Source organism: Pelomonas sp. SE-A7, assembly GCF_030345705.1.
Lineage (GTDB): Bacteria > Pseudomonadota > Gammaproteobacteria > Burkholderiales > Burkholderiaceae_C > JAUASW01.
The window spans coordinates 1,184,929-1,211,922 of sequence record NZ_JAUASW010000001.1 but is presented as its reverse complement, the minus strand read 5'-3'; the positions used below and the strand labels follow the sequence as shown (position 1 = coordinate 1,211,922).

General features: G+C 68.3%; 22 protein-coding genes. 13 read left to right on the top strand and 9 right to left on the bottom strand.

The features are described from left to right. Positions 1-45: 45 nt before the first annotated feature. The 8 genes from QT382_RS05385 to QT382_RS05350 all read left to right on the top strand — a co-directional run bounded on the left by QT382_RS05385 (position 46) and on the right by QT382_RS05350 (position 9,816). The gene (locus QT382_RS05385) at positions 46-2,031 is read left to right on the top strand and encodes a DNA topoisomerase IV subunit B (protein WP_289253014.1); all 1,986 of its coding nucleotides are present in this window, start codon (positions 46-48) and stop codon (positions 2,029-2,031) included. Between the two features lie 7 nt (positions 2,032-2,038). Next, the gene (locus QT382_RS05380; protein ID WP_289253013.1) at positions 2,039-2,566 is read left to right on the top strand and encodes a GNAT family N-acetyltransferase; all 528 of its coding nucleotides are present in this window, start codon (positions 2,039-2,041) and stop codon (positions 2,564-2,566) included. Continuing rightward, positions 2,566-3,216 (top strand): lytic transglycosylase domain-containing protein, encoded by a 651-nt coding sequence (locus tag QT382_RS05375; protein WP_289253012.1) that lies wholly within the window; start codon positions 2,566-2,568, stop codon positions 3,214-3,216. The genes QT382_RS05380 and QT382_RS05375 overlap by 1 nt, the downstream gene beginning before the upstream one ends. Continuing rightward, entirely contained in the window at positions 3,216-5,654 is a 2,439-nt protein-coding gene (gene parC, locus QT382_RS05370; RefSeq protein ID WP_289253011.1) for a DNA topoisomerase IV subunit A, read from the top strand. The genes QT382_RS05375 and parC overlap by 1 nt, the downstream gene beginning before the upstream one ends. Further along, positions 5,654-6,508 (top strand): class A beta-lactamase, encoded by an 855-nt coding sequence (gene bla / locus QT382_RS05365; protein WP_289253010.1) that lies wholly within the window; start codon positions 5,654-5,656, stop codon positions 6,506-6,508. Before parC ends, bla begins: the two co-directional genes overlap by 1 nt. Positions 6,509-6,584: 76 nt before the next feature. Then, positions 6,585-6,998, top strand: a complete 414-nt coding sequence (locus QT382_RS05360; RefSeq protein WP_289253009.1) for a GntR family transcriptional regulator — start codon at positions 6,585-6,587, stop codon at positions 6,996-6,998. Between the two features lie 30 nt (positions 6,999-7,028). After that, on the top strand, positions 7,029-7,991 hold the full coding sequence (locus QT382_RS05355; protein WP_289253008.1) for an ABC transporter ATP-binding protein: 963 nt from the start codon (positions 7,029-7,031) through the stop codon (positions 7,989-7,991). Next, the gene (locus QT382_RS05350; RefSeq protein ID WP_289253007.1) at positions 7,984-9,816 is read left to right on the top strand and encodes a hypothetical protein; all 1,833 of its coding nucleotides are present in this window, start codon (positions 7,984-7,986) and stop codon (positions 9,814-9,816) included. Before QT382_RS05355 ends, QT382_RS05350 begins: the two co-directional genes overlap by 8 nt. A 7-nt stretch (positions 9,817-9,823) precedes the next feature. Here QT382_RS05350 and QT382_RS05345 read toward each other — a convergent pair whose 3' ends face one another. The 3 genes from QT382_RS05345 to QT382_RS05335 all read right to left on the bottom strand — a co-directional run bounded on the left by QT382_RS05345 (position 9,824) and on the right by QT382_RS05335 (position 14,231). Next, positions 9,824-12,358, bottom strand: coding sequence for a hypothetical protein (locus QT382_RS05345; RefSeq protein ID WP_289253006.1), 2,535 nt, complete (start codon positions 12,356-12,358; stop codon positions 9,824-9,826). A gap of 5 nt (positions 12,359-12,363) precedes the next feature. Then, positions 12,364-13,047, bottom strand: a complete 684-nt coding sequence (locus tag QT382_RS05340) for a hypothetical protein (RefSeq protein ID WP_289253005.1) — start codon at positions 13,045-13,047, stop codon at positions 12,364-12,366. A 143-nt stretch (positions 13,048-13,190) separates the two neighbouring features. Beyond that, positions 13,191-14,231 carry a quinone-dependent dihydroorotate dehydrogenase gene (locus QT382_RS05335; protein ID WP_289253004.1) on the bottom strand — a complete coding sequence of 347 codons (1,041 nt, stop codon included), beginning with the start codon at positions 14,229-14,231 and terminating at the stop codon, positions 13,191-13,193. A gap of 76 nt (positions 14,232-14,307) precedes the next feature. On the opposite strand from QT382_RS05335, the gene QT382_RS05330 reads away from it, so the two are divergent. The 5 genes from QT382_RS05330 to QT382_RS05310 all read left to right on the top strand — a co-directional run bounded on the left by QT382_RS05330 (position 14,308) and on the right by QT382_RS05310 (position 18,718). Next, positions 14,308-15,408: a 3-deoxy-7-phosphoheptulonate synthase gene (locus QT382_RS05330; protein ID WP_289253003.1), complete on the top strand. Its 1,101-nt coding sequence runs from the start codon at positions 14,308-14,310 to the stop codon at positions 15,406-15,408. 143 nt (positions 15,409-15,551) lie between these two features. After that, positions 15,552-15,965 carry a DUF2141 domain-containing protein gene (locus tag QT382_RS05325; protein WP_289253002.1) on the top strand — a complete coding sequence of 138 codons (414 nt, stop codon included), beginning with the start codon at positions 15,552-15,554 and terminating at the stop codon, positions 15,963-15,965. A gap of 15 nt (positions 15,966-15,980) precedes the next feature. Next, positions 15,981-17,468 carry a carotenoid oxygenase family protein gene (locus tag QT382_RS05320; protein ID WP_289253001.1) on the top strand — a complete coding sequence of 496 codons (1,488 nt, stop codon included), beginning with the start codon at positions 15,981-15,983 and terminating at the stop codon, positions 17,466-17,468. Between the two features lie 54 nt (positions 17,469-17,522). Next, positions 17,523-18,182 carry a ribose-5-phosphate isomerase RpiA gene (rpiA, locus tag QT382_RS05315; RefSeq protein ID WP_289253000.1) on the top strand — a complete coding sequence of 220 codons (660 nt, stop codon included), beginning with the start codon at positions 17,523-17,525 and terminating at the stop codon, positions 18,180-18,182. A gap of 8 nt (positions 18,183-18,190) precedes the next feature. Next, positions 18,191-18,718, top strand: coding sequence for a hypothetical protein (locus QT382_RS05310; RefSeq protein WP_289252999.1), 528 nt, complete (start codon positions 18,191-18,193; stop codon positions 18,716-18,718). A gap of 77 nt (positions 18,719-18,795) precedes the next feature. Here the strand turns inward: QT382_RS05310 and mnmC are convergent, their stop codons facing one another. The 6 genes from mnmC to QT382_RS05280 all read right to left on the bottom strand — a co-directional run bounded on the left by mnmC (position 18,796) and on the right by QT382_RS05280 (position 26,983). After that, a complete protein-coding gene (mnmC, locus tag QT382_RS05305) occupies positions 18,796-20,697 on the bottom strand; it encodes a bifunctional tRNA (5-methylaminomethyl-2-thiouridine)(34)-methyltransferase MnmC2/FAD-dependent 5-carboxymethylaminomethyl-2-thiouridine(34) oxidoreductase MnmC1 (RefSeq protein ID WP_289252998.1) in 1,902 nt (633 codons plus the stop codon). Then, a complete protein-coding gene (locus QT382_RS05300; RefSeq protein ID WP_289252997.1) occupies positions 20,694-21,527 on the bottom strand; it encodes a DUF4010 domain-containing protein in 834 nt (277 codons plus the stop codon). Before QT382_RS05300 ends, mnmC begins: the two co-directional genes overlap by 4 nt. Then, entirely contained in the window at positions 21,524-22,885 is a 1,362-nt protein-coding gene (locus QT382_RS05295) for an MBL fold metallo-hydrolase RNA specificity domain-containing protein (protein WP_289252996.1), read from the bottom strand. Before QT382_RS05295 ends, QT382_RS05300 begins: the two co-directional genes overlap by 4 nt. 130 nt (positions 22,886-23,015) lie before the next feature. Next, complete coding sequence (locus tag QT382_RS05290; protein ID WP_289252995.1) at positions 23,016-23,702, bottom strand: dioxygenase family protein; 687 nt, start codon at positions 23,700-23,702, stop codon at positions 23,016-23,018. A gap of 99 nt (positions 23,703-23,801) precedes the next feature. Continuing rightward, positions 23,802-25,244: a DEAD/DEAH box helicase gene (locus tag QT382_RS05285; protein WP_289252994.1), complete on the bottom strand. Its 1,443-nt coding sequence runs from the start codon at positions 25,242-25,244 to the stop codon at positions 23,802-23,804. Positions 25,245-25,408: 164 nt separating this feature from the next. After that, positions 25,409-26,983 (bottom strand): ABC transporter substrate-binding protein, encoded by a 1,575-nt coding sequence (locus QT382_RS05280; RefSeq protein ID WP_289252993.1) that lies wholly within the window; start codon positions 26,981-26,983, stop codon positions 25,409-25,411. Positions 26,984-26,994 lie beyond the last annotated feature (11 nt).

Sequence of the window (26,994 nt, the reverse complement as noted above, 5' to 3'; positions counted from 1 at the left end):
CCGGCGGCCCGGAAGGGTGATTGGTGCTCCCTACAATCGCCGCCCATGGCGACATCCAAAGGCAGTACCCCCAACGCCGAATACGGCGAAGGCTCGATCCGCGTCCTCAAGGGCCTCGAGCCGGTCAAGCAGCGTCCCGGCATGTACACCCGGACCGACAACCCGCTGCATGTGATCCAGGAAGTGATAGACAACGCGGCCGACGAGGCGCTGGCCGGCTTCGGCAAGCGCATCGACGTGACGCAGCATGCCGACGGCTCGGTCTCGGTGGCCGACGACGGCCGCGGCATTCCCTTCGGCCTGCATCCGGAAGAAGGCGTGCCGGTCGTCGAGATCGTGTTCACGCGCCTGCATGCCGGCGGCAAGTTCGACAAGGGCTCGGGCGGCGCCTACAGCTTCTCCGGCGGCCTGCACGGCGTCGGCGTCTCGGTCACCAATGCACTGGCCAAGCGGCTGGAGGTGCAGGTCTGGCGCGAGAAACAGGTGGCGAACCTGGCGTTTGAGCATGGCGACGTGGTCGAGCCGGTGACGAGCCGTGCCGCTGCCAGCGGCGACCGCAAGCAGGGCACGACGGTGCGCGTCTGGCCCGAGGCCAAGTACTTCGAGGCGGTGGAGCTGCCCAAGAACGAGCTGGTGCATCTGCTGCGCAGCAAGGCCGTGCTGATGCCGGGCGTCACCGTGACGCTGAAGAACGAAAAGTCGGGCGAGGTCCAGACCTGGCTCTACAAGGGTGGTCTGCGCGACTACCTGATGCAGACGCTCAACAACGACCCGCTGATCCCGCTGTTCGAGGGCGAGCAGTTCGCCACCGCGGCCGAGAGCGAGAATTTCGCCGAGGGCGAGGGCGCCTCCTGGTGCGTGGCCTTCACCGAAGAAGGCGCGCCGGTCCGCGAGAGTTATGTGAACCTGATTCCCACGGTGGCCGGCGGCACGCATGAGTCGGGCCTGAAGGACGGCCTCTTTGGCGCAGTCAAGGGCTTCATCGAGATGCACAGCCTGACCCCGAAGGGCGTGAAGCTGATGCCGGACGACGTGTTCTCGCGCGCCAGCTTCGTGCTTTCGGCCAAGGTGCTGGACCCGCAGTTCCAGGGTCAGACCAAGGAGCGTTTGAACTCCCGCGATGCCTTGCGCCTCGTTTCCGCCTTCGTGAAGCCGCAGCTCGAGCTCTGGCTCAACCAGCATGTGGAGCATGGCAAGAAGCTGGCCGAGCTGGTGATCAAGCAGGCGCAGACGCGCCAGCGCGCCAGCCAGAAGGTCGAGAAGCGCAAGGGCTCCGGTGTGGCCGTGCTGCCCGGCAAGCTGACCGATTGCGAAAGCCGCGACCTGAACCTGAACGAGCTCTTCCTGGTCGAGGGCGACTCGGCCGGCGGCAGCGCCAAGATGGGCCGCGACAAGGAAACCCAGGCCATCCTGCCGCTGCGCGGCAAGGTCCTGAATTCCTGGGAAGTCGAGCGCGACCTCTTGTTCAAGAACAACGAGATCCACGACATCTCGGTGGCCATAGGCGTGGACCCGCATGGCAAGAACGACTCGCCCGATGTGAGCGGACTGCGCTACGGCAAGATCTGCATCCTCTCGGACGCGGACGTGGATGGCTCGCACATCCAGGTGCTGCTGCTAACGCTGTTCTTCCGCCATTTCCCCAAGCTGGTGGAGCTGGGCCATGTCTTCGTCGCTCGTCCGCCGCTGTACCGCGTCGATGCGCCGGCGCGTGGCAAGAAGCCGGCCGCCAAGCTCTATGCGCTGGACGAAGGCGAGTTGACCGCCACGCTGGACAAGCTGCGCAAGGAAGGCGCTCGCGAGAACTCCTGGAGCATCAGCCGCTTCAAGGGCCTGGGAGAGATGAGTGCCGAGCAGCTCTGGGACACGACCTTGAACCCCGAGACCCGCCGCCTGGCCATGATCCGCTACGGTGCCTTCGACCTCTCGCAGACCGAGACGGCGATGAACCAGCTGATGGGCAAGGGCGAGGCCGCGGCCCGCCGCGAGCTGATGGAAGTCCACGGCGATTCGGTCGAGATCGACATCTAGTTCAGCCATGCCCCGCGTTCACCTGCGACCGACCATGCTGTCGGACCTGGACTATGTGGTCTCGGTCGAGCAGGACGCGTCCAACCTGCCCTTCATCACGCCCTGGGAACGCACCCAGCATGAGGGCGCGATCCGCTTCCCGGATTCGCGCCACTTCATCGTCGAGGTCGGAGAGGGTTCGGAACGCGCCGGCTTCGTCATCCTGCAGGGTTGCCGCAATCCGCATCGCTCGGTCGAGCTCAAGCGCATCGTGCTCGGGCCCAAGGGCCAGGGCATAGGCCGCATCTCCATCCGCCTGCTGAAGAAGCTGGCTTTCACGCAGCTGCAGGCGCATCGTTTCTGGTTGGATGTGAAGGCGCTCAATCTGCGGGCCCAGGAGCTGTACCGCAACGAGGGCTTCGTCGAGGAAGGCCGGCTGCGCGAGAGCGTGCGGGTCTCGGGCGGCGCCGATGGCTACGACAGCCTGATCGTGATGTCCATGCTGGATCGCGAGTACCAGGCCCGCGTGGCCCTGGGCCAGGAGGAGGGCGGCTGATGCGGTCCTTGCTTCTGTCCGCGGCCCTGCTGCTGCCCCTGTCGGTGCATGCGCAGCTTTGGGGTTATGTGGACGCACAGGGCGTGGCCCATGTGTCCCGCCACCAGGTGGACGGTCGCTACAGCCTGGTGCTGGGTGCGCGCAACGACGTCGTGGGCCGTGTGCCGGGCAAGACCGACGGCAGCCAGGACCTGCTGACCTGGCTGGAGTTCGCGCCCGAGGTCAAGGCGGTCCAGCCCTGGCTGCGCGAATCGGCGCGGCGCCATGGTGTGGACATGGAGCTGCTCAAGGCCGTGATCGCGGTCGAATCCGGCTTCAAGCGCGACGCCATCTCGCCGCGCGGCGCGGTCGGCCTGATGCAGATCATGGCGCCCGAGGACCGCGCCCGGCGCCTGCTCGAACCCCGCCACAACATAGACACCGGCGCGCAGATGCTCGCCGGCCTGATCAAGAAATTCGGCCGCATCGACGCGGCCCTGGCGGCCTGGAACGCCGGCGAAGGCACGGTGCGCCGCAACGGCGGCCGCATGCCCGACATCGCCGAGACCCAGGCCCATGTCCATTTGGTGCTGGAGCTGTACTGGGCGCTGCTGCAACGCAGCCTCCCTTCCACGGCCCAGGCCCTACGCATACACAGCAGTCCCGAGTGATGAATCCGAACGATCCCCAGAACCTGTCCTTCGACTTCGAGGCCGAGCAGCCGCAGCAGGAGCCGCCGCAGCCTCCGCAAGAGCCACCGTCCGAGCCGCCCCTGCCTCCCGGCGGTGGTGGCGATGGCGGCAATGGCGGTGGCGACGACGACCAGGACGGCCAGCTGACCCTGGCCAACTATGCGCGCCAGGCCTATCTGGAATATGCGCTGTCGGTGGTCAAGGGCCGGGCCCTGCCCGATGTCTGCGACGGCCAGAAGCCGGTGCAGCGCCGCATCCTGTATTCGATGGAGCGCATGGGCCTGAGCTACTCGGGCAATACCGGCGCCAAGCCGGTCAAGGGCGCCCGCGTGGTCGGTGATGTGCTCGGCCGCTTCCATCCGCACGGCGACCAGTCGGTCTATGACGCCCTGGTGCGCATGGCCCAGGACTTCAGCCAGCGCTATCCGCTGATCGACGGCCACGGCAACTTCGGCAGCCGCGATGGCGATGGCGCTGCGGCGATGCGATACACGGAAGCCCGCCTGGCACCCATCGCCAAGCTGCTGCTGGAAGAGATAGACGAAGGCACGGTCGACCTGGTGCCCAACTACGACGGCTCGACCGAAGAGCCGCGCCAGCTGCCGGCGCGCCTGCCCTTCGTGCTCTTGAACGGCGCCTCGGGCATTGCCGTGGGCCTGGCCACCGAGGTGCCCAGCCACAACCTGCGCGAAGTGGCGGCGGCGGCGGTGGCGTTGCTGAAGAACGAGAAGCTGTCGGACGACGAGCTCTACACGCTCCTGCCCGGCCCGGACTTCCCCGGCGGCGGCCAATTGATCAGCAGCAGCGACGACATCCGCTCGGCCTATGCCTCGGGCCGCGGCAGCTTCAAGCTGCGCGCCCGCTGGAAGATCGAAGACCTGGCCCGCGGCCAGTGGCAGTTGGTCGTCCATGAGCTTCCGCACGGCACCAGCTCGCAGAAGGTGCTGGAAGAGATCGAGGAGCTGTCCAACCCCAAGGTCAAGACCGGCAAGAAGGCCCTGACCCAGGACCAGCTGCAGCTCAAGGCCAGCGTGCTGGCGGTGCTGGACGGCGTGCGCGACGAATCGAGCAAGGATGCGCCGGTGCGCCTGGTGTTCGAGCCCAAGAGCCGCACCGTCGAGCAGGCCGACCTGATCAACACCCTGCTGGCCCACACCAGCCTGGAGAGCTCGGCCTCGGTCAACCTGACCATGATCGGCGCCGATGGCCGGCCCACGCAGAAGAACCTGCGCCAGATCATCAGCGAATGGCTGGGCTACCGCCTGGCCACGGTGCAGCGGCGCACCGAATACCGCCTCAGCAAGGTCAACGACCGCATCCACATCCTCGAAGGCCGGCAGCAGGTGCTGCTGAACATCGACGAGGTGATACGCATCATCCGCGAGAGCGACGAGCCCAAGCCGGCCCTGATCGCCCACTTCAATCTGAGCGACCGCCAGGCCGAGGACATCCTCGAAATCCGCCTGCGTCAGCTGGCCCGGCTGGAAGCGATCAAGATCGAGCAGGAGCTGGCAAAGCTGCGTGATGAACAAGCCAAGCTGCAAGACATCCTCGGCAACCCGGGCGTGCTCAAGCGCACCGTCGTCAAGGAGATCGAGGCGGATGCCAAGCAGTTCGGCGACGAGCGCCGCACCCTGATCCAGGAAGAAAAGCGCGCCAGCAGCGAGGTGAAGATCGTCGACGAGCCGGTCACGGTGGTCGTCTCCATGAAGGGCTGGGTGAGGGCGCTCAAGGGCCATGAGGTCGATGCCGCCTCGCTGAGCTTCAAGAGCGGCGACCAGCTCTACGGCACCTTCCCCTGCCGCAGCGTCGATCCACTGATCGTGTTCGGCAGCAACGGCCGGGTCTACTCGGTGCCGGTCTCGGTACTGCCGGGCGGCCGTGGCGACGGCACGCCCATCACCACCATGATCGAGCTGGAGAGCGGCACCCAGATCGCCCACTACTACGCTGCAGGCGCCACGCAGCGCCTGGTGCTGGCCGGTACCGGCGGCTTCGGCCTGATCGCCCAGGTCGGCGACCTGGTCGGCCGCCAGAAGGCCGGCAAGACCTTCCTGACGCTGGAGGGCGAGGAGAAGCCCCTGCCGCCGGCCGCCGTGCCCGCTGGCGAGGTGCTGGGCCTGCAGCTCGCCTGCCTGTCGCTGAACGGCCGACTGCTGACCTATGCGCTCGACGAGCTCAAGCACCAGCCCAAGGGCGGCCGCGGCCTGACCCTGATCGACCTGGAGCCCAAGGACGCCCTGATCAGCGTGGCTGCCTTTGCCAACGCCCTGCAGGTGCTGGGCCTAGGCCGCGGCGACAAGCTCAAGGACGAAGCGCTCAAGGGCGCCACGCTGGCCGGCTATGCCAGCAAGCGCGCCCGCAAGGGCAAGGCCGTCGAAGGCTTCAAGAAGGTCTTGCGCGTGCTGGCGGCCTGATGGACCGCCTGCGCCGTTCGCTGAGCCTGGCGCCGCTGGCCTTCGCGCTGCCGGCATTGGCTGACGACGAGATGGCGCGTCTTGAGCGCGAGGTCGGCGGCCGCATCGGCTTCTGCGCCATCGATGGCTCGACCGGCCAGGTGCTGCTGAGCCACCGCGCCGACGAGTCATTTGCGATGTGCTCGACCTTCAAGCTGCTGCTGGCCGCGGCCGTGCTGGCCGAGGTCGATGCCGGTCGCCTGAAGCTCGATCAGCGCATTGCCTTCGGCCTGCAGGATCTGCGCTCGCATGCGCCTGTCACCGGCACGGCCCTGGGCGACAAGGCCCATGTCGAGCTGACGGTGGCGCAGCTCTGCGCGGCCATAGTCCATGTCAGCGACAACCCGGCCGCCAATCTGCTGCTGGAACGCATCCAGGGCCCGGCCGGCCTGACCCGCTTCCTGCGCGAGCTGGGTGACGATGTGACGCGGCTGGACCGCTGGGAGCTGGAGCTCAACAGCAACCTGCCCGGCGATCCGCGCGACACCACCAGCCCGGCCGCCATGGCCGAGAGCACGCGCAAGCTCTTGCTGGGCGAGCGGCTTTCCAAGGCCTCGCGAGATCGCTTGACCACCTGGCTGCGCGAATCGAGCACCGGCCTGCAGCGCCTGCGCGCCGGCCTGCCGGTGGGCTGGAAGGCCGGCGACAAGACCGGCACCGGCGCCCGCGGCGCGGTCAATGACGTGGCCGTCGCCTGGCCGCCGGGCCGGGCGCCGGTCGTGATGGCCTGCTATCTCGACGGATCGAGCCGGCTCACGGCTGAATTGCAAGGCGTGCATGCAAGGCTTGCCAGGCTGCTGACCCAGGTTCCCTGACTTCTCACACCGGACCCAGAGGCCGGGCTTGTCTAAACTGTACTCATTGAACTAGTACAGTGAGAACACAGCCACCATGCCTGCCAGTGCCCCGCTGATCATCGACATACGACCGGGCGACGCCCGGCCGATTGCGCGCCAGATCGTCGATGCCATACGCCGCCAGATTGCTGCTGGCGAACTCCAGGCCGGTGACGCGCTGCCCAGCGTGCGCGGCCTGGCGCAGCAGCTGCTGATCAATCCGAACACCGTGGCCCGGGCCTATCAGGAGCTGGGGGCGGAAGGCTGGGTCGATGCCCGCGCCGGCCTAGGGCTGTTTGTCGCGGAGCAACGTCAGCGGCTTTCGCGCAGCGAGCAGCAGCGCCGACTCGGTGCCGCCTGCGAGCGCTTCGTCGACGAGGTCATCGCCCTGGATCTGCCCAACGAGCAGGTCGTCGAGCGGCTGAGCGCCGAGCTGGAGCGCGCGCGGCCGGGGCGCCGCAGCGCCTGATGCCATCGAATTCAAAGGAGGAGCCACACCATGAACCTTGGATCGACCTGGGCCATCGAGACCGAGTCGCTCAGCCGACGCTACGGCCGGGGCAAGCAGGCGCTGAACGGCCTGACGCTGCGCCTGCCGCGCGGCGGCATCCACGCCATCGTCGGAGCCAACGGCGCCGGCAAGTCCACGCTGTTCCGCATCCTGCTCGGCTTTCTGTCGCCCAGCAGCGGCAGCGCATCGGTGCTGGGTGTGGACTGCCAGTCGCTGGGGCCGGCCGAGCGCGCGCGCATTGGCTTCGTCAACGAGGAGCACAGCCTGCCGGCCTGGATGGGCGTGCAGGAGCTGATCGCCATGCAACGCCGGCTCTATGCGGCACAGCAGCGCTGGGATGAGAAGCTGCTCGAAGAGGTGCTGGGCTATTTCAATGTCGAGCGTTCGCAGCGGGTGTCGGAGCTGTCGCGCGGCGAGCGGGCCGGCCTGAGCTTGGCGCTGGCGCTGGCCCAGCAGCCCGAGCTGCTGATACTCGACGAGCCCACGCTGGGCTTGGACGTGGTCTCCAAGCGGGCCTTCCTCGAAGCCCTGCTGTTCTGCGGCCAGCAGCGTGGCGCCACCATCATCTATTGCTCGCACCAGATGGAAGAGATCGAGCGCGTGGCCGACCAGCTGATCGTGCTGGAGCGCGGCGAGCTGCGGCACCAGTCCACGCCGGACGAGTTCTGCCAGCGCGTGCGGCTCTGGCAACTCGAGTTCCCGGTGCGGGCGCCGGACCTGCGCGGTCTGCCCGGCTATCTGGAAAGCCAGACCCTGGACGGCCTGACCGAGTTGCTGCTGTTTGACCAGGACCATGAGGCCGTCTTGCCACGCCTGGAACAGCTGGGCGTGCGGCGTCATGCCAGTGCAGCGGTCGGCCTGGATCGGGCCGTCAACGCGGTGCTGGCCCAGCGCCATGCCGCGCCACGGCGCACGGCCGCCGCGGCGGTGCAGGAGGCCCTCGATGCCTGAACTCCTGAAATCGGAACTGCTGCGTTGGCGCGGCTGGGCCCTGGGTCTGGGGCTGGTCCATCTGATCGGCCTGTCCTACCTGAGCCGCATGACCGACCTGGCCCAGCCCAACCAGGGTCTGCTGGTCGTGATCGGCGGCGTCTATGTTGTGGTCGGTGGCCTGGTCGGCGGCTGGCAGGCCTGGGGCTACCGGCGGCCCGCCGTCTGGCTCACTCTGCTGCACCGGCCTGTGGCACCGCGGCGCATCGCCGCCTGCCTGGGCCTGGCGAACGGCCTGGTCCTGTTGGCCATGGTGGGCCTGCCGGTGGCCCTGGCCCTGCCGGTGGTGGCGCTGGGCGGCCGCCCGGTCGAGACCTGGCAGCTGGGCCTGGCCCTGCAGGCCTGGATGCTGGCCTTCTGCGGTTCGCTGTGCGCGTGGCTGGCCTTGCTGACGCCGGGGCGCTGGGCGCTCTTGCTGCTGCTCACGCCCTTCTTGCTGCTGCCGGAGTTCCTGGCGCTGCCCTGGCTGCTGCTGCCCATGGCCGGCCTGCTGGCCTGGCTGCTGCTGGCGGTGGAGCGCGTGTTCCAGCCCGATCTGGAACGGGGGCCTCGCGGTGCCTGGGGCCAGGTCTTGCTGGTGTTGCCAGCTGTGCTGGCGCTGACCATCCTGCTGCAGATGGGCGGCTCGGTCGGCTACCAGGCCGCGCTTGGCGCGCTGGGCGCGCATCCGCAATTCGCCGAGGCGCCGCCACCCGACAGCTATGTGGCCTGGCGCCAGGCCGGCGCCCGCAAGCGCCTGGCCGCCGCGCTGACGGCCAGCGGCGGACCGGCGCTGGATGAAGCGGCCCTGAAGGCCTTGCCGACGGCAAATGCGGTCGTGGAGTTTGGCCGCCTGCCGGTCAACTACCAGCCGGGCCGGCTCAAGAGCCTGGCCTGGGCCTGGCCCGAGCGCGACTGGCGCCTGGAATACAGCCATGCCGAGCAGATTTACCTGGCTTTTGACGCGCAGCGTCGCCTCGTTGGTCGCATCGGGCGACAGGGCCTGATTGAGGGCGGCGGCGCGGTCGATGCCAGCCAGCGATTCGAAGCGCCTCCGTTGCCGGTGGGTCCTTGGGCCATCCTTGGTTCGCGGCTGTTGCGGCTGGACCCGGCCAACGGCCGGATGCTCACGGCCCTGCAATTGCCGCGCGAGGATGATCGTTTCGTCTCGACCCCGGTGCCGCTGGGGCCGGCCCAGGACCTGGTCTGGCTCACCAAGCGCGAGCTGATCCTGACCGACCGCCATCTGAAGCAGGTGCGCTGGCGCCTCGAATGGCCACAAGGCCTGCGCGACCTGGGTCCGGTCGACCTGGCCGTGCTGCCCGATGGCTGGCTGGTGTCGGTGCTGGAAGGCCTGGTGCTGGAGCCGAGCCGGCCGCTGCTCAGCCAGTACCACGTCGACGCTCAAGGCCAGGTCCGGCAGGTCCGCTCCCAGCCCTTGCAGCCCAGCTTCGGCGAGGGCTTCACGGCCTGGTACTGGATGGTCTCTCCCTTGCAGCATGAGCTGCTGAGCCGGCTCGACGATGCCGTCCAGCCAGGGCAAGGCTTGATCGAGCAGGCCGGGGCACCATTGCCTCGCAGCCAGGGCGTGCAACTGGCGGCAGCGCTGCTGATGGCCGGCAGCGCGCTGGGCGCTGCCTTGCTGGCGCGTCGTCGGCAGCTGGGCTGGCGCGAGACGGCGGTCTGGACGCTGGTCTGCGGCCTGGCCAGCCTGCCGGGGCTGCTGGTGGCGCTGGGGCTGATGCAGGCGCGTCCGCAGAAACAAAAAAGCCCGGTCTTCCGACCGGGCTTGAAAGCTCACACCTAGTGCCGCATCACTGGTGTTCGCATCGACCCATCTTGGCGCCGCCGCGGACCTTCTGGATGAAGCCGTCCGGGAAGCTGGTCTTCTGCGAGCGGCGGTTCTCGCAGACATAGACCTCCTTCATGTCCACGTACCAGGTCGCCTCGACGAACAGCAGGCCGCCGATCATCTCGTTGCCGGCTGCGTTGAGCGACACCGGGTTCTGCATGCCGTAGCGGTAGGCCTCGGCCACGCCCTGCTTGCGGAAGAACTCGCCCATCTTGATCCAGCCGATGCCTTCGACGTACATCACGCCTTCGAAGGTGTTGGTGATGAAGGAGCCGGCGCGGCCGACCATGATGCGGCCGTCGTCGCTCATGTCGTTGATCTGCATGGGCACAAAGCCATAGTCGGCCTGCACCGCGGCCGCACCGTTGGCGCAGGGGTCCACCAGCTGGCCGAACCAGTCGATGTAGGCCGGCAGGGCCAGGTCGGTACACCAGCGCATCTGCGGCAGCTTGGTGAGGGCGTCCTTCTCCTTGTTCGCCTTGGGGTTCCAGACGATGGCGCCGTTGGACAGGTAGTCGTCATAGACCGTGCCGTCTTCGGCCGTGCGCTTGATCTTCTTGACCGAGTCCATGGCGACGCGGGTGCCGTCCTTGTTGACCGCGTAGGCATTGATGCCTCCGTACTTGGCGAACAGGTCGATGCGCTTGCCTTCGTTCACCCAGGCCATGGCCTTCTGGTAGTTGGTTTCGCCCAGCACCACGGTGCCGTCGCCGGACACGTTCTGCGCACGCAGCCAGCCCTCGGTGTTGTAGTTGTGGCCGGCAATGTCGAGCTGGCGCATGCCGCCGATCGGCTTCCAGATGAAGGGCCGGATCTCGGGCAGGAAGCCGCTCTGGCAGAAGCCGTCACCGTCGCTGTCCACGTAGGCCAGGCCCACGGCCGTCAGGCCCCAGTCGTCCAGCGCAAAGCCATAGCTGGAGGCCGGACCGAAGATGCTGTCGCCACCGCACTTGTCCTTGTTCAGCGACCCCAGGTTGATGGTCTTGCCGAAGGCATAGATCGCGGCCGAGCTGATGCCGTTGCCGTCCGTGTCCGCGTTGACCAGGAAGCTCAGGCCGTTGGCGTCCATGCCGCCGTTGCTGGCGAAGATGTTGGCCGGCAGCACCTCGATGCCGGTGCGGGCATCCCAGATGAACTGGGTGGACCAGGACACGCCGGAAGCGCGGCTGCCGTTGCGCGACAGCTTGGTCAGGTTGGCATTGATCAGCGGGTAGTAGTCGACACCGTCGGCATAGCCATTGAAGACCAGGTCGGCCTTGGCCGTCTTGCCGGCCTGGGCCGTGATGGCCGTGGCGTCGCAGGCCTTGTCATTGGCCGGGCTCGCGCCTTCGGCGCTGTTCCAGTATTCGGCTTCCGAGACCAGGGCGCGCGGCTCGGTCGGGTAGCCGCCGGCCACGATCTCTTCCATGTAGAGCACGTACTTCTGGCCGGCCTTCAGGTTGTTGATCTGATAGCGGCCGTCCGGTCCCACCTTGCCCTGGGTCTGGTCGCCGGTCATGGCCGACACCGCATCGGCCAGCGGATTGCTGACGTTGCGTGCGATCACGTTGACCCCGGCATAGGGCGTGCGGCCATCCTTCAGGTACAGCGTGCCGGCAATGCTGCCGGTGCTGGAGCGGTAGTTGGCCGTCGGGTACAGGTTGGAGATGCCGGCGATGTCGTCGGGCATGTTCACCGTGCTCATCTGGTAGCCGATGTCGGCACTGGGATCGATGAAGGGGAACATGGTCTCGACATACTGCGCCGGCATGTCGTTGCCGCCAAAGCCTATGCGGTGGTAGGCCGTGGCATTGCCGCAGCCCGGCACGCCCGCATAGAGGTCGTAGTAGCCCGGGATGCTGAAGTAGGCCATCTGGCCGTTGACCTGGGTATGCGACAGGTTCAGCGCATGGCCGAACTCGTGCGTCATGATGCCGGTGAACTTGCTGCCGTCCTTGTCGTTGATGTCGACGGCGTAGCCGTTCATCAGGGCCGTGGCCTCGACGATGGTGTCTTCGTAGCCGTCGCCGTCGGTGTCCTCGGCGATCTCGGGGAAGGCGATGCCCAGCACCGCGTCCTTGGGCAGGCCGAAGTAGTTCTCCAGGATGCCGCCGTCGGTGTCATAGATGACGTGCATGCCGCCACCGTTGTACTGGCCGTAGACCTTTTCAACATTGGCGGCCGTCACGTCGGCGCCGATCGAGGGCACCTGGCTGAAGTCGCCGGCGATGTAGCCCTTCCAGGTCGAGGTCGGCACCTTGCTCCATTCGTTCACCGCGAAAGCCACCATCTCGCGGGCGCGCTGGTTGGTGATGAAGGGAGTCTTGCCATCCACGTCGTAGGCGTAGACGCCCAGGTCGGTGTAGACCGGAATCGGCTTGCTGGTGTTCCAGCGCAGCGGTTGCGGGTTGCCGGGCTTGTCCGTCGTGTAGAGCGGGCCGGCTGCCTGGGCCAGGCTGGCCAGGGCCACGCCGGCCATCAGCCCGAGACGGGCGAGGCGGCTGAGGGTTTGCTTCAAGGTGCTCACTTCATCAACCCCTTCTGAATCCATTGGCCGGCCACGGCCTTGTTGACCAGGCCGATCAGCACGTTGGAATCGACGTCGCCGCCGTTCTTGGCCAGCATGTCCTGCTCGGCCGCATTGAGCAGACCGGGATTGATGCGCACGTCCTGGAACAGGCCGCGGTTGTTGAAGGCATTGGCCATGCGGTCGCCCATGGTCAGGAACTTGCCCATGCCCAGGCCCACGGTGGTTCGCAGTCCGGTGCGGGCGGCCGGCTTGTACAGGAAGGCCAGGACCTGTTCGTCCTTCTTCCACTTGGCCATGCCTTCGGGGGCCAGGCCCAGGAAGAAGCGGCCATCGGGCATCTTGCGGGCCTTCTGCAGGCCGAACTGGCGGAAGGTGTATTCCGAGCGGGTGACCAGCTTCTTCTTGGCCGAGGTGGCCACGCTGATGGTCACCTCGGTGTAGGGCAGCTTGCCCTGCATGCCGTCGGTGACGCGGATCACCTTGCCGCCGACGATGGTGTCGGCGTCGTTGATCAGGCGCGTCAGGTTGTGCGGCTTGATCTGGGTGGCCTGGGCCTGGCCGGTCAGGCCGACGCCCGCGATCGCGGCGGCTGCGCCGGCCAGCGACTTCAGGAGGGTCCGCCGGGTGGGCGGTGAGGTGCCGCAGTCGGGTTCTGCGGCAAGGACTTCGAAGCTCATTGCGGGATCTCCATTTCGGTCCGGCCCGGGGCGGCCAGCCACGGACGCGACCTTAGGGAGAGCTTCGAAGCCCGGCGCCCCCCGGCGCGGGGGGCCACAAGGCAAGGGGGAGGGGAACCCTTAGGGGATGGCCCCGAGACCCGTCAGGGTCGGGCCAGCGCCGCCGCGCATTCGCGCACCAGGGCCGGCCCCCGGTAGATCAGGCCGGTGTAGACCTGCACCAGGTCGGCGCCGGCCTGGATCTTGGCGCGGGCGTCTTCGCCCGACAACACGCCGCCGACGCCGATGATGGGGTAGTCCTTGCCGAGCGCCGCGCGCAGCAGACGGATGACCCTGTTGCTGGCCTCGAACACCGGCCGGCCCGAGAGGCCACCGGCCTCGCCTGCATGCTGCAGGCCTTGCACGGCCTCGCGCGAGATCGTGGTGTTGGTGGCGATCACGCCGTCTATGCCGTTCTTCTGCAGGGTCTGCGCGATCACGGCCACCTGGTCTTCTTCCAGGTCGGGCGCAATCTTGACGAACATCGGCACCTGGCGGCCGCTGCCGGCTTCCAACTGCTGCTTGCGGGCCTGCAGCCGCGAGAGCAGGGCGTCCAGCGCCTCGTCGCTCTGCAGAGTGCGCAGGTTCTTGGTGTTGGGGCTGGAGATGTTGACCGTGATGTAGTCGGCGTGGGGGAACACGCCTTCCAGGCCTATCAGGTAGTCGTCGACGGCGTTTTCGATCGGCGTGGCGGCGTTCTTGCCGATGTTCAGGCCGACCAGGCCGCCGGCCGCGCGAAAGCTGTGCGCCCGCTGCACATTGGCCAGGAAGGCGTCCAGGCCTTCGTTGTTGAAGCCCAGCCGATTGATCAGCGCATTCGCCTCCGGCAGGCGGAACATGCGCGGCTTGTCGTTGCCGGGCTGGCCCTTGGGCGTGACCGTGCCCACCTCGATGAAGCCGAAGCCCATGGCGCCCAGGCCGTCTATGCAGCGGCCGTTCTTGTCCAGGCCGGCGGCCAGGCCTAGGCGGTTGGGGAACTTCAGCCCTGCCAGCGTGACCGGGTCGGTGACGCGGGTCTGCGACCAGAGGCATTGCGCCGGCGTGTTCTGCAGCCGCGCGATGGCGCCCAGGGTCAGCTCATGGGCATGTTCCGGATCGAGACCGAACAGGAAGGGGCGGGTCAGGGCGTAGGGAACGAGCGACATGGGCGCGGATTGTCGCATCGCAGCATTGAGCGGCCCATAATCGCAGGCTCCTCTGGAAGTAGCTCGGAAGTCCGCCATGAACCCCAATGCCCACCCCGACCGCGATGCCACCCGCGACAGCACTCGCACGGACGACACCCGCATAGGCGCCGTGCGCCCGCTGATCTCGCCGGCCCTGCTGTTCGACGAGCTGCCGCTGCCCGAAGGCTCGCAGGCCCTGGTGGAACGGGCCCGGCGCGAGATCTCCGACGTGCTGCAGGGCCGCGACGACCGGCTGCTGGTGGTGGTCGGTCCCTGCTCCATCCACGACCACGGCCAGGCGATGGACTATGCGCGCCTGCTCAAGACCGCAGCCGATGAATTGAGCCGCGAGCTGCTGGTGGTGATGCGCGTCTATTTCGAGAAGCCGCGCACAACGGTGGGCTGGAAGGGCTACATCAACGACCCGCGCATAGACGGCAGCTTCCACATGAACGAAGGCCTGCGCCTGGCGCGCCAGCTGCTGCTGGACGTGACCGCCCTGGGCCTGCCGGCCGGCACCGAGTTCCTGGACCTGCTGTCGCCCCAGTACATCGCCGACCTGATCGCCTGGGGCGCCATCGGCGCCCGCACCACCGAAAGCCAGAGCCACCGCCAGCTGGCCTCGGGCCTCTCCTGCCCGGTGGGCTTCAAGAACGGCACCGACGGCGGCATCAAGGTCGCCAGCGACGCGGTGCTGGCCGCCCAGGCCAGCCATGCCTTCATGGGCATGACCAAGATGGGCGCGGCCGCCATCTTCGAGACCCGCGGCAACAGCGACTGCCACATCATCCTGCGCGGCGGCAAGACGCCGAACTACGACGCGGCCTCGGTGGCCGCCGCCTGCGAGGCCCTGCGCGGCTCGGGCCTGCGCGAGCAGGTGATGATCGACTTCTCGCATGCCAACTCCAGCAAGAAGTACGAGCGCCAGATCGACGTGGGCCGCGATGTGGCCGGTCAGATCGCCGGTGGCGACCAGCGCATCACCGGCGTGATGATCGAGTCCCACCTGCAGCCGGGCCGCCAGGACCTGCTGGCCGGCCAGACCAAGTCCGATCTCAAGCCCGGCGTGTCCATCACCGACGCCTGCCTGGGATGGGGCCAGACCGAACCGCTGCTGCGTGAGCTGGCGGCGGCCGTGAAGGCACGCCGGGGCTAGATTCCCCGCATTTCGCGCCGGACGGCTGCATCTCGCGCCGCACCGGCGCCTGACGTCGCATGCGGCTCGCTGCCGAGTCCGGGCTTCCCAAGAATCCGCCCCATCGCACCAATCCCGGTGCGCCAAAGCGAGAGGGAAGCCCCATGCAACGAATCATCATCGCCATCGCCGCAAGCCTGCTGGCCACCGGCGCTCAGGCCGTCGAACTGAAGATTGAAGGCCTGAAATCCAACCAGGGCCGGCTGATGGTGGCCGCCTTTGATTCCGGCGACAGCTGGCTGCGCAAGCCGGTGCTGGCCAAGACGGTCGACGCCTCGGCCGTCAAGGACGGCACGCTCAGTATCGATTGGCCCGAGCTCGACGGCCTGCCGCGTGCGGCCCTGACCGTCTTTCACGATCTCAACGGCAACGGCAAGCTCGACACCAATGCCATGGGCATGCCGACCGAGCCGCTGGGCTATTCGAACAATGCCGTCGGCAACTTCGGCCCGGCCCGCTTCGATGCGGCCGTTTTCGAACCCAAGCCTGGCCAGCGCCAGCAGATCCGCCTGAACTGAACCGTGGAGGTCGCCATGGACCAAGCTTTCGCACTTCAGCGCCGCCGCCTGATGCAGGCGGGCGGCCTGGGCCTCGCCCTGGCGCCGTTCGGCGCGTACGCGGCTGCCCGCGTCCCGGAGCTCGCGCCCATCCTCGGCTGGAGCGGCCAGGACCGTTCCGCCGATGCCTTGCAGATCGAAGGCCGATTGCCCAAGGACCTGCGCGGCACGCTGTACCGCAACGGCCCCGGCCTGATGGCCCGCGGCGACCAGCGCTACCAGCATTGGTTCGATGGCGACGGCCTGGTCCAGGCCTGGCGCATCGATGGCGAGCGCCAGCGGGCCAGCCATGCGGCCCGCTTCGTGCAGACCGACAAGTTCAAGGCCGAGCAGGCCGCCGGCCGCTTCCTGCTGCCGGGCCTGGGCACGGCAATCAAGGCCCAGATCCCGGTGCGCGGCCCGGACAGCTTCAACACCGCCAACACCAGCGTGCTGCGGGTGGGCGACGAATTGCTGGCCTTGTGGGAAGGCGGCAGCGCCTACCGGCTGGATCCGCACACGCTGCAGACGCTGGGCCCCAAGACCTGGGCGCCGGGCCTGGAGGCCATGCCGTTCTCGGCCCATCCCAAGCAGGATGCCGAAGGCCGGGTCTGGAACTTCGGCTCCAGCCCGGTGGGCAAGCTGGTGCTCTATGAAATCTCGGCGCAAGGCGCGCTGCTGCGCCACAAGGTGCTGGACCTGCCGATGCCGGCCATGCTGCATGACTTCATCGTCACGGAGCGCTACCTGGTCTTCCTGCTGCCCCCGTTGACGCTGGACCTTCAGCGCTTGCGAGATGGTGCTTCGATGGCCGCGGCCATGGACTGGCGTGCCGCCGAAGCCACGCGCGTGCTGGTGGTCCGCAAGAGCGACCTGAGCGTGCGCCGCATCCTGGAGCTGCCGGCGGCCATGGTCTTCCACTTCGGCAACGGCTGGGACGAGGGCGAGGTGATACGCCTGGACTATGTGCAGGCGCCGCCCATGGACAAGCTGAACCAGGAATTCGGCGACCTGGCCCGCGGCGAGCGGCCGGCCGACGACCGGCCCTCGACCCCGCGTCTGCTGCGCATTGACCTGACCAGCGGCCGGTTGGACCAGCAGTCGCGCGACGAGTCGGTGGAGTTCCCGACCGTCGATCCACGCGTGGTGATGCAGCGCCACCGCCTGGTCCACTACCCCTGCAGCAGCAGCCTGGACCGCTGGGGCTTCGATGCCGTGATGCGCCTGGACCTGGATAGCGGCAAGCGCGAGCGCTTCAGCCTGGGGCCGGACTGCGTGGTCGAGGAGCAATTGCTGGTGCCCAAGTCCGGCAGCCGCCGCGAAGGCGAGGCCTGGCTGGTTGGCAGCGGCTACGACCTCAGGCGCAAGCAGAGCTTCCTCACGGTCTTCGATGCCGAGGCGATCACGGCCGGACCGCTGGCCCGGGTCTGGCTGCCCTACTGGGTGCCCTACGGCTTCCACGGCCGCTTCGTCGCCGAGGTTTGACGAGGGCGGGGCGGGATAATGCCGGCCAGTCCCATCTCCGGCTCCCGCCCCATCATGACCCAAGACGAACTCAAGACCCTGGTCGGCCAGGCCGCCCTGAACTACGTGACGCCCGGCAGCATCGTCGGCGTCGGCACCGGCTCCACGGTCGACAAGTTCATCGATGCGCTGGCAGCGAGCGGCATGACGATTGCCGGCGCGGTATCGAGCTCGGTGCGCTCGACCGAGCGCATGAAGGCCCTGGGCATCCGGGTGCTGGAAGCCTCCGAGGTGACGAGCCTGCCGGTCTACATCGACGGCGCCGACGAGATCGATCACCAGGGCCACATGGTCAAGGGCGGTGGTGCCGCGCTGACCCGCGAAAAGATCGTCGCCGACCTGGCCGAGCGCTTCGTCTGCATCGCCGACGAATCCAAGCTGGTCGAGGTGCTGGGCCGGTTCCCGCTGCCGGTGGAAGTGATTCCCATGGCCGCCGCCCAGATCGCCCGCCGCTTCGCAGCCATGGGTGGAGATGCCCAGCTGCGCGCTGGCTGCATCACCGACAACGGCTGCCACATCCTGGATGTGCGCGGCCTGCAGATCCGCGATCCGCAAGCCTTCGAGCGCGACGTCAACCAATGGCCCGGCGTGGTCACCGTCGGCGTGTTCGCCCGCAACAAGGCGGCGGTCTGCCTGCTGGGCACGGCCAGCGGCGTCAGGACCCTGACCTACTGAGCCGCCACATGCGCCGTCGCGAGCCCGTCTACGACGCCCAGCGCCATGAGCGCTGGCACATGGGGCCAGCTCGCTGGATCAAGCTTGCCGCCTGTGTGCTGGCGATGCTGCTGATGCATCGCTTGATGGGCAACTGGGCCATGGTCGTCGTGATCTCCTCGCCGCTGTGGGGCATCTTCCTGGCGTCCGAGATCCTGGGTGGAGCCAGCGGTCTGAAGCGGCGGCTGCGCGCCCTGTACTGGCGCGACCGGGAAGGCGTGCACTACGAGTTCAAGGGCGTCTACATCAGCGTCGAGGAAGACGTGGGTCAGCGCTGGATACGGTTGGAGGACCTGGGCCGGGCCCTGGGCGAGAAGCCGAACGAGATGCTGCTGCGCCGGCTCGACGCCGAAGGCCTGCGCGAGATCGACCGTGAGCTCTACGTGCTGGACGACCTGGTGCTGCGCTACCTGGCCGAACGCAGCAGCGACCGGGCGCTCAGCCTGCGCGGCTGGGTGCAGCGCACCATCTGGCATCCGGCGCGGCAGCGGCGCTGAGGCGCCGTGACATTGGGTCTGGCAGGCGGATCCAGTCGATTCCGCCGGCTGCGCGTGCCGGCGTGCGAGCCGCGCGGCTATGTCGTTTGGCGGCGCGACCGGCGCACGGCGAAGCGGGCCGGGTCGATGGCGTCGAGCAGGCTGGCCTCCAGCGGCAGCGGCGCGCCGCTCAACAGCGACGCCGCGACCTGGCCGCACAGCGCGGCCCAGCTGATGCCGCGCGAGGCAAAGCCGGTGCAAAGCACCAGGCCCGGGACGCGGGGCAGCAAGCGCGGCTGGTCGTCACGTCCCTCGTAGCCCGCCATCGGCAGCCCGCCGACCAGGGGCAGGCGGTCGGGGGCCATCAGGCGCCAGGACACGCGGCCGGCCAGCGGTCCTTGCGGCGGCGCCTCCAGGGCGGCGAGCCTGGCCCATTGATCCAGGTTGTAGGCCTGGTCGGCTTCGCGCAGCGCCGGCTCTTCGTCGCCATCCTGCGTGGTGGCGCCGCAGAAGAGGCCGCCATGGCCGTCGGCTATCGCGTAGCCCAGGCCAGCGACCGGCAGCTTGGGCAGCGGCGAGGCCTGAGCCAGATGAGTGAGCTGGCCGCGCTGGCGAACCAAGGGCAGCTCGGGCGCCAGTCGTTGGAGCAGGGGCAGCTGCGCATGGCCGCCGGCCAGCACGATGGCCGGGGCGGTGGCCATCAGCTGGCCTTGCGCGTCGAAGGCAAGCCATTGGCCGGCCTCGTTGCGCTCGACGCGAGTCACCGACCGGCCGCTGATCAGGCGTGCGCCTTGCAGCCATTGCTCGACCAACAAGGCCGGCGGCAAGGCGCCGCCGCCAGGATAGAACCAGGCGGGTTGCTGCAGCGGCAGGCCTGACAGGTGGGCGGCATCGCTTGCCGCCAAGGCCTGGACATAGTCCGGAGGCAAGCCCAGGCGTCCGACCTGCTGACGCATGGCCTCGACACTGCGCTGCAATTCAAGCCGCAACAGACCGTGCTGACGGCCCGGCAGTTCCGGCATCTGCTCCAGTGCCGCCGCCATCGCCAGCGCCGCGGCGCGGTTGAAGCGGGCATGGATGCCATCGTCCGGATTGAGCGTGCCGTGGAACAGGCCCAGCGGATTGCCCGAAGCCTCCTGGGCCGGGCCGGGGTTCGCCTCCAGCACGGTGCAGGCCATGCCTTGGCGCCGCAGTGCCCAGGCACAGGCTGCACCGGCAAGGCCGGCCCCGACGACCAACACCTCGCGGGCCTCGCGGGCCAGCGGCTCGCGACCGGCCGGCTTGTGCATGGCATGCCGGGGTGCGAAGCGGGCGCTGCACATATGCCACTTGGGCGCCAGGCCGGGGCGCCGCTTGACCTCGAAGCCGGCCGTCCTGAGGGCCTGCTTCACCGGGCCGGCCGTGCACCAGCTGGCGGCCGTCGCGCCGGGTGCAGCCAGGCGGGCCAGCCGCTTGAGCGTGTGGGCGTCCCACATGGCCGGGTTCTGGGCCGGCGCGAAACCGTCGAGCACAAAGGCGTCGACCTCGGCCACCAGTTCGCCCAGCCAGGGCCTTACGTCGCCCAGGGCCAGCAGCAGCCGGACCCGGCCCCCGTCGAAGTCGAGCCCATGCAGGTTGTGGGTCAGCGGCGGCCAGCGCTCGATCAGCGCTGCCGCCAGTTCCGGAGCGGGCGAGTGGGCGTGCGCCCGGGCCAGGTCTTCGCGGCGCAGCGGATGCTTTTCGATGCTGATGAAGACCAGGCGCTCGCTGCGCTGCGGGTCGTCGCGCCAGGCCTGCCAGGCGGCCAGGAAGTTGTTGCCCAGGCCGAAGCCGGTTTCCAGCATGACGAAGCTGGCGCGGCCCTGCCAGCGCTGCGGCAGTCCGTTGCCGGCGAGAAAGACATGGCGGGCCTGGTCGAAGGCCCCGGACTTGCTGTGGTAGACGTCGTCGAAATCCGGCGCACGGGTGACGCCGGGTTCGGAGAAATCCACCTGGGCCGGGACGATGGGGCCGCTCTTCATGCCAGCAGCACCGCAGCGGCCAGCAGGGCCGAGCCGGCCAGCGCGGCCATCACCCAGCGAGCGAAGGGCCAGCCTCCGGTACTCAGGGCCACCAGGCTGCGGGTCAGGCTGTTGCAGGCGATGGCCAGGATCACGCCGTGGCGGACCTGGTCGAGCGTGATCTGCGCCGAAGCCTCCAGCGCGGCCAGCGAGGCGACCGGGGCGTGGGCATCACCCAGGCCGGCCAGGGCGATGGCTCCGTACAGGCCCTGGCTGCCGAAGCGCTGCTGGGCCAACCTGACCAGCACAGCCACCAGCACCAGCAGGCCGGTCACAAGCAGGGCCTCGCGCAACTGCAAGGGTGCTCGCTTGCCGCGCGGATTGGCCCGGCCGCGCAAGCCCTGTCGGCGGGTCAGCCAGGCGCCCAACCCCAGGGCGACTGCAGCACCGGCCATGGCCGCCGGCGCAAAGCTGATTGCGGCATCGGGAGCGAGCAAGGCCAGCATCAGCAGGGCCTGCAACCAGGTGGCCGCGGTGGACATCACGGCGCCGGCCGCGCAGGCGCTTTCGAGCTCGCCGTTCTTGCGGGCCGAGCGGCCCATGGAGGCGATGGTCGCCGTGCTGGACACCAGGCCCGACACCAGGCCGGCCAGGGCCAGGCCCAGCTGCGGGCCCAGCTTCTCGAGCGCCAACTGGCCGAGCGCCTGCAGGCCCAGGATCAGCATCAAGAGGGCCAGCAGGCTGCGCGGGCTGAAGCCGGCCAGCCAGGGCAGGGACTCGGCGGGCAGCAGTGTGGCGACGGCGAGGCCGCCGCTGACGACCAGCGCGGCGCGCAAGGACTCGCGGTTCACAGCGTCACGGTCTCGCCATGCTGGGGCACGCGCACCCGCCAGCCCAATTCGTCCTGGATGCGGCTGCGCAGCGCGTCGCTGGCAGCCGGTTCCCCGTGGACCACGAAGACCTGCGAAGGCGGCTGGCGGAAACCCCGCAGCCAGTCCATCAGCTCGTCGCAATCGGCGTGGCCGGAAAAGCCTTCCAGATGGCTGATCTCTGCATTCACCGGCACGTATTCGCCATGCATCTTGATCTCGCGCTCACCGGCAATCAGTTTGGCGCCGCGTGTTCCGCCGACCTGGAAGCCGGGGAAGCAGACCTGATGGCGGCTCGAAGGCAGCAGGGTCTGCAGATAGTTCAGGACCCGGCCGCCGGTGGCCATGCCGCTGGCCGAGATGACGATGGCGCTGCGGCGCGCCACCTGGGCGGCGATCTTCATCGATTCGGGTGCCTTGGCGACCAGGTGGACGCCGTCGGTCAGTCGCCGCAGTTCGGCCGCGCCGATCCTGAGCAGGCGGCCATGCTTGAGCGTGATCTCGGTGGCCTCGCGGGCCATGGGGCTGTCCAGATAGATTGGCAGGTCGGCCGGAATCACGCCGCGCTCGCGCAGCCGCTGTATCACCAGCAGCAGGGCCTGGGCGCGGCCTATGGCGAAGCTGGGCAGCAGCAGGCTGCCGTTGCGCTGCAGGGTGCGCTGGACGATCTGGGCCAGGGCCTGCTCCACGTCCTGGGCCGGATGGCGGCGGTTGCCGTAGGTGGACTCGATCAGCAGCACATCGGCATGCTCAAGCGGCTGCGGCGGTGGCATCAGCAGGTCGCGGCTGCGGCCCAGGTCGCCCGAGAACACCACCGCCTTGCCGCCGTGCTTCACGCTGATCGCGCTGGCACCCAGCAGGTGGCCGACCGGTGTGAAGCGGATCTCGCTCCTGCCCAGGCGCAGCCGGCCGTCGCGTGGCAGGCCGACAAAATGCGCCAGGGCGCGCTGAGCGTCCTTGACCGTGTACAGCGGCAAGGCCTTCTCGTGGCGCGAGCTGCCGATGCGGTTGGCGCGCCGCGCGTCTTCCTCCTGAAGATGGGCCGAGTCGGTCAGCAACACCTCGCAGAGTTCCCGCGTCGCGCCGGTGGAGAAGATCTGGCCGTGGAAGCCTTGCTTGACCAGGGCCGGCAGGTAGCCGCTGTGGTCCAGATGGGCATGCGAAAGCAGCACGGCATCGACGGTCACCGGGGCCACGCCCAGAGGCGCCCAGTTGCGCTCCCGCAAGGCCTTGTAGCCCTGGAACAAGCCGCAGTCGAGCAGCAGGCGCTGCTCGCCGGTGTCGAGCAGGTGGCGCGAGCCGGTAACGCTGTCGGCAGCGCCGAGGAAGCTGAGTTTCATGGGGCAGGAACAGAGGTGGGTTCAGCCGCGATTCCAGCACGATGGCCAGGCGCCTCGGTTGCTGGAACGCAAGGCCATGCGCCACCCGCGGCAGCAAGCGGCAAGCATCCTAGCGCCTGCCCGCGGCGGCTCAGCCGAAGGCCAGCACGATGTCCCAGGTCAGCACCATGGCGTCGCGCTCCTGGCTGCCGCTCGGTGAGCCGGGCCGCGCGATCAGGGTCTTGCGGTCCACCGGCGCCTGCAGCTTGAGCAGGGGATCGGTCTCGTTGCGGGGCTCGCCCTCGAAATACATCTGCGTGACCAGGCGGCTCTGCTTGCCGCGCAGGTCGAAGTGGATATGGCGGGTCCGGCCCTCGTACAGGCCGGGCAGGATGGTCTTGAACTGATAGCTACCATCGGCGCCGCTCTGCAGCCGGGCGAAGCCCCGGAAGTTCGGGTCCAGCGGCGCCTTGCTGGTATCGCCCGGGTGGGCATAGCGGCCCGCGGCATTGGCCTGCCAGATCTCGATCTGGGCCTGCGGTATCGGCTCGCCGCGCGGATTCAGCACGCGGCCGCTGACATAGAGGAGGCGGCCCTTGGCGGCCTCGCTGCGGCCGGGCAGCCGGGTCAGGTCGCCGTTGGCAACATTGGGAATGTCCAGCGGGTAGAAGGGGCCCAGAAAATCGGCGGACGTCCAGCGCAGGCCTTCGCTGGCTTCGGCGGGGCCAGTCATCGCCAGCCCGGCCAGGGCGGCCGACACCATGTGCCTTCGCGTCAGACCCTGTGGGGCCTCATGTCCATGGTCCAGGTCTTCTTGCGAGGCGGTGACTCTCAGCATGTCGGTACTCCGGTGAGACGGCGCGCCGACTGTAGGACCAAAAGAAGAAAGCCCCAAGCGGGGAAGCTTGGGGCCTCGTGCATTTGCGGGAGGGCGTGATCAGCGCTTGGGCGAGGTCAGCCTGGCGCCTTGCGGGCGGCCACCGCCGCCGCCGCCACCTTCGCGACGCGGCTGCTGGCCCTGCGGCGCCGGACGGCGCTGCTGCTGGCCCTGGGGCTGGCCGCCGCCATGGGCGGCATGGCCGCCTTGAGGACGGCCCTGGCCTTGCGGACGGCCACCGCCACCACCGGGACGGCCACCACGGCCACCGCCGCCGCCGCCACCCGGACGGCCGCCGCGACCGGCGCCGACGCCTATGGTCATGCGGCCCAGCACGATGGGCTCGGGTTTCTCGTCGGCACGCGGCTCGAAGCCGGCGATGCTCTCGCGCGGGATCTCGCGCTTGATCAGCTTCTGTATCTCGCGCAGGAAGATGTCCTCATCGACGCAGACCAGGCTCACGGCCTCGCCCTGCGCGCCGGCGCGGCCGGTGCGGCCGATGCGGTGCACATAGTCCTCGGGCACATTGGGCAGCTCGAAGTTCACGACGTGGGGCAGTTGGTCGATGTCGATGCCGCGGGCCGCGATGTCGGTGGCCACCAGCACCTGCAGGGTGCCGGCCTTGAACTCGGACAGCGCCTTGGTGCGAGCACCCTGGCTCTTGTTGCCGTGGATGGCCATGGCGCTGATGCCCTGGTCGTTCAGGTAGTCGCTGAGGCGATTGGCGCCATGCTTCATGCGCGTGAACACCAGCACCTGGTGCCAGTCGCCGTCCTTGATCAGCTTGGCCAGCAGTTCCTTCTTCTTGTCGCGGCTGACCGGGTGAACCTTTTGCGCGATCGCATCGTTGGTCTGGTTGCGGCGGGCCACCTCGATCAGGGCGGGCTGGTTCAGCAGGCGGTCGGCCAGCGCCTTGATGTCGTCGCTGAAGGTGGCCGAGAACAGCAGGCTCTGCTTCTTCTGCGGCAGCACGGCCAGCACCTTCTTGATGTCGTGGATGAAGCCCATGTCCAGCATGCGGTCGGCTTCGTCCAGCACCAGGATCTCGACCTTGGAGAGGTCCAGCGTGCCTTGCTGGTGGTGGTCCAGCAGGCGGCCCGGCGTGGCGACGAGGATGTCGACGCCATCGCGCAGCTTGTTGACTTGCGGCTGCATGCCGACGCCGCCGAACATCACCATGCTCTTGAGCGGCAGGTACTTGCCGTAGGTCTGCACCGATTCCTCGACCTGGGCTGCCAGTTCGCGGGTGGGCGTCAGCACCAGGGCACGCACCATGGGGCGGCCGCGGGCGTTCTTCACCGGCTGGCCGGCGGCCAGTCGATGCAGCATGGGCAGGGTGAAACCGGCGGTCTTGCCGGTGCCCGTCTGGGCGCCGGCCAGCAGATCACCACCCTGCAGCACGGCGGGGATGGCTTGCGCCTGGATCGGGGTGGGGGAGTTGTAGCCGGCGTCGGCGATGGCCTTCAGCAGCGGTGCTGCAAGGCCCAGGGATTCAAAGGACATTGACTGAGGGGAGTGGGCACGTTGCCCTGTGGGCGGGTCACGCAGCACTTGCGGCTTGCGCCAGTCTTCGACCACGCCAGGATCGTGCTTTGTTGGATCAACAAAAAACAAACGCTGCACAAAGACTGTCATGTGCAGCGTCGGGCCGCATTATAGGCGAGGCTTCATGGCGAAACGGTGACCCAGTTCAGCTCCAGCCAGTTGTCGGCACGGTGCTGGGCCGTGACTTTTGCACGCATCGCCCATGGAGCCGTCTGCCGATGCAGCGGCAGGATGGGCAGGGCCTCGCGGTATTCGCGCAGCGCGGCCCTGATCAGGCCCTCGCGCTTGGCGGGGTCGGCCTCGATGCTGGAGGCGGCGGCCAGCGCATCGGCCTTCTCATGCTTCCAGCCACCGAAATTGGCATAGCCCACCCCCTGCTCGCCGCGGCCTCGCAGCACCGGCGTCAGCATGGTCTCGGCATCGGTGATCGCGCCACCCCAGCCGTAGAGAAAGAGGCTGGTGTCCTGCTTTTCCAGCTTGGGGAAGAGCAGGGCGCGCGGCTGGGCGTTGACCTTGACCGCGACCTTCAGCTTCTTCCACATGGCGGCCAGGGCGATGCAGATTTCCTCGTCATTGACATAGCGGTTGTTGGGGCAGTCAAGCAGGACTTCGAAGCCCTCGGCATAGCCTGCTTCAAGCATCAGCTTCTGCGCGGCGGCCAAGTCATGCGGCAGGCGGGCTTCCAGCTGCGGGTCGTTGAAGCTGCCCAGCGGCGAGGGCGTCAGGCCGCCGGTGGGCGCGCTCTGGCCGTTCATCAGCTTGGTCTTGATCGCCTCGATGTCTATGGCCTGGTAAAGCGCCCGCCGCACGCGCTGGTCCTTGAAAGGGTTCTTGCCGCCCGGGGCCTTGCCGTGCAGCAGCGTGTCGCGCGCCTGGTCCATGCCTATGTAGATCAGCCGGTTCTCCAGGCCCTCGGCCAGCTTGATGCCGGGCGTCTGGCGCAGCCGGGCCAGGTCGCGCGGCGCCGGATCCAGCACCAGGTCGACCTCACCCGAGATCAGGGCGGCATTGCGGGTCGCATCGTTGGCGATAGGGATCAGCTGCGCTTCCTGCACATTGCCGGCGGCCTGGTCCCACCAGGCAGGATTGCGCCTGAGCACGGTCTTGATGCCCGGCTGGCGCTCGGCCAGCACGAAGGGGCCGGTGCCGTTGGCGTGCAGGGCGGCGTAACTCTCTTCGCGCTCCTTGAAGTTCAGGGGGCGCACGACCTTGTGCTTCTCGGCCCAGGGCTTGCTCATGATCCAGAGCTGGACCAGGTGGTCGAGGAACAGCGGGTTGGGCCTGTCGAGCTGGAACTCCAGCGTGGTGGCGTCGATTTTCTTCACCTTGCCCACCGGCGCGGCATAGACCCGCAGCAGCGAGTTCGCATCATTGGCGCGCTGGAGAGAGAACACCACGTCCTCGGCGGTCAGCGGCGTGCCGTCATGGAACCTGACGCCCTGGCGCAGCTTGAGCCGCCACAGCAGCGGCGAGACCTGCTTCCATTCGGTGGCAAGACCTGGCACGGCCCGGAGCTGGCGGTCGCGGCGGACCAGGGTCTCGTAGATCTGGCCATTGACCATATTGGTCAGGATCTCGTTCTGCGAATGCGGGTCCAGGGTCTGGACATCGCCCTGGGCGGCCCAGCGCAGGGTCTGGGCCGGCGCGGCCAGCGGTACGAGCAGGGCGAGGCTGAGGAGTAGGGACTGCAGTTTCATGGGAGGCCGCA

Bases quoted from the DNA above. Each gene is read 5' to 3' on its own strand.
- QT382_RS05385 (WP_289253014.1), top strand. From the start codon at position 46: ATGGCGACATCCAAAGGCAGTACCCCCAACGCCGAATACGGCGAAGGC.
- QT382_RS05380 (WP_289253013.1), top strand. From the start codon at position 2,039: ATGCCCCGCGTTCACCTGCGACCGACCATGCTGTCGGACCTGGACTAT.
- QT382_RS05375 (WP_289253012.1), top strand. From the start codon at position 2,566: ATGCGGTCCTTGCTTCTGTCCGCGGCCCTGCTGCTGCCCCTGTCGGTG.
- parC (WP_289253011.1), top strand. From the start codon at position 3,216: ATGAATCCGAACGATCCCCAGAACCTGTCCTTCGACTTCGAGGCCGAG.
- bla (WP_289253010.1), top strand. From the start codon at position 5,654: ATGGACCGCCTGCGCCGTTCGCTGAGCCTGGCGCCGCTGGCCTTCGCG.
- QT382_RS05360 (WP_289253009.1), top strand. From the start codon at position 6,585: ATGCCTGCCAGTGCCCCGCTGATCATCGACATACGACCGGGCGACGCC.
- QT382_RS05355 (WP_289253008.1), top strand. From the start codon at position 7,029: ATGAACCTTGGATCGACCTGGGCCATCGAGACCGAGTCGCTCAGCCGA.
- QT382_RS05350 (WP_289253007.1), top strand. From the start codon at position 7,984: ATGCCTGAACTCCTGAAATCGGAACTGCTGCGTTGGCGCGGCTGGGCC.
- QT382_RS05340 (WP_289253005.1), bottom strand. From the start codon at position 13,047: ATGAGCTTCGAAGTCCTTGCCGCAGAACCCGACTGCGGCACCTCACCG.
- QT382_RS05335 (WP_289253004.1), bottom strand. From the start codon at position 14,231: ATGTCGCTCGTTCCCTACGCCCTGACCCGCCCCTTCCTGTTCGGTCTC.
- QT382_RS05330 (WP_289253003.1), top strand. From the start codon at position 14,308: ATGAACCCCAATGCCCACCCCGACCGCGATGCCACCCGCGACAGCACT.
- QT382_RS05325 (WP_289253002.1), top strand. From the start codon at position 15,552: ATGCAACGAATCATCATCGCCATCGCCGCAAGCCTGCTGGCCACCGGC.
- QT382_RS05320 (WP_289253001.1), top strand. From the start codon at position 15,981: ATGGACCAAGCTTTCGCACTTCAGCGCCGCCGCCTGATGCAGGCGGGC.
- rpiA (WP_289253000.1), top strand. From the start codon at position 17,523: ATGACCCAAGACGAACTCAAGACCCTGGTCGGCCAGGCCGCCCTGAAC.
- QT382_RS05310 (WP_289252999.1), top strand. From the start codon at position 18,191: ATGCGCCGTCGCGAGCCCGTCTACGACGCCCAGCGCCATGAGCGCTGG.
- mnmC (WP_289252998.1), bottom strand. From the start codon at position 20,697: ATGAAGAGCGGCCCCATCGTCCCGGCCCAGGTGGATTTCTCCGAACCC.
- QT382_RS05295 (WP_289252996.1), bottom strand. From the start codon at position 22,885: ATGAAACTCAGCTTCCTCGGCGCTGCCGACAGCGTTACCGGCTCGCGC.
- QT382_RS05290 (WP_289252995.1), bottom strand. From the start codon at position 23,702: ATGCTGAGAGTCACCGCCTCGCAAGAAGACCTGGACCATGGACATGAG.
- QT382_RS05285 (WP_289252994.1), bottom strand. From the start codon at position 25,244: ATGTCCTTTGAATCCCTGGGCCTTGCAGCACCGCTGCTGAAGGCCATC.
- QT382_RS05280 (WP_289252993.1), bottom strand. From the start codon at position 26,983: ATGAAACTGCAGTCCCTACTCCTCAGCCTCGCCCTGCTCGTACCGCTG.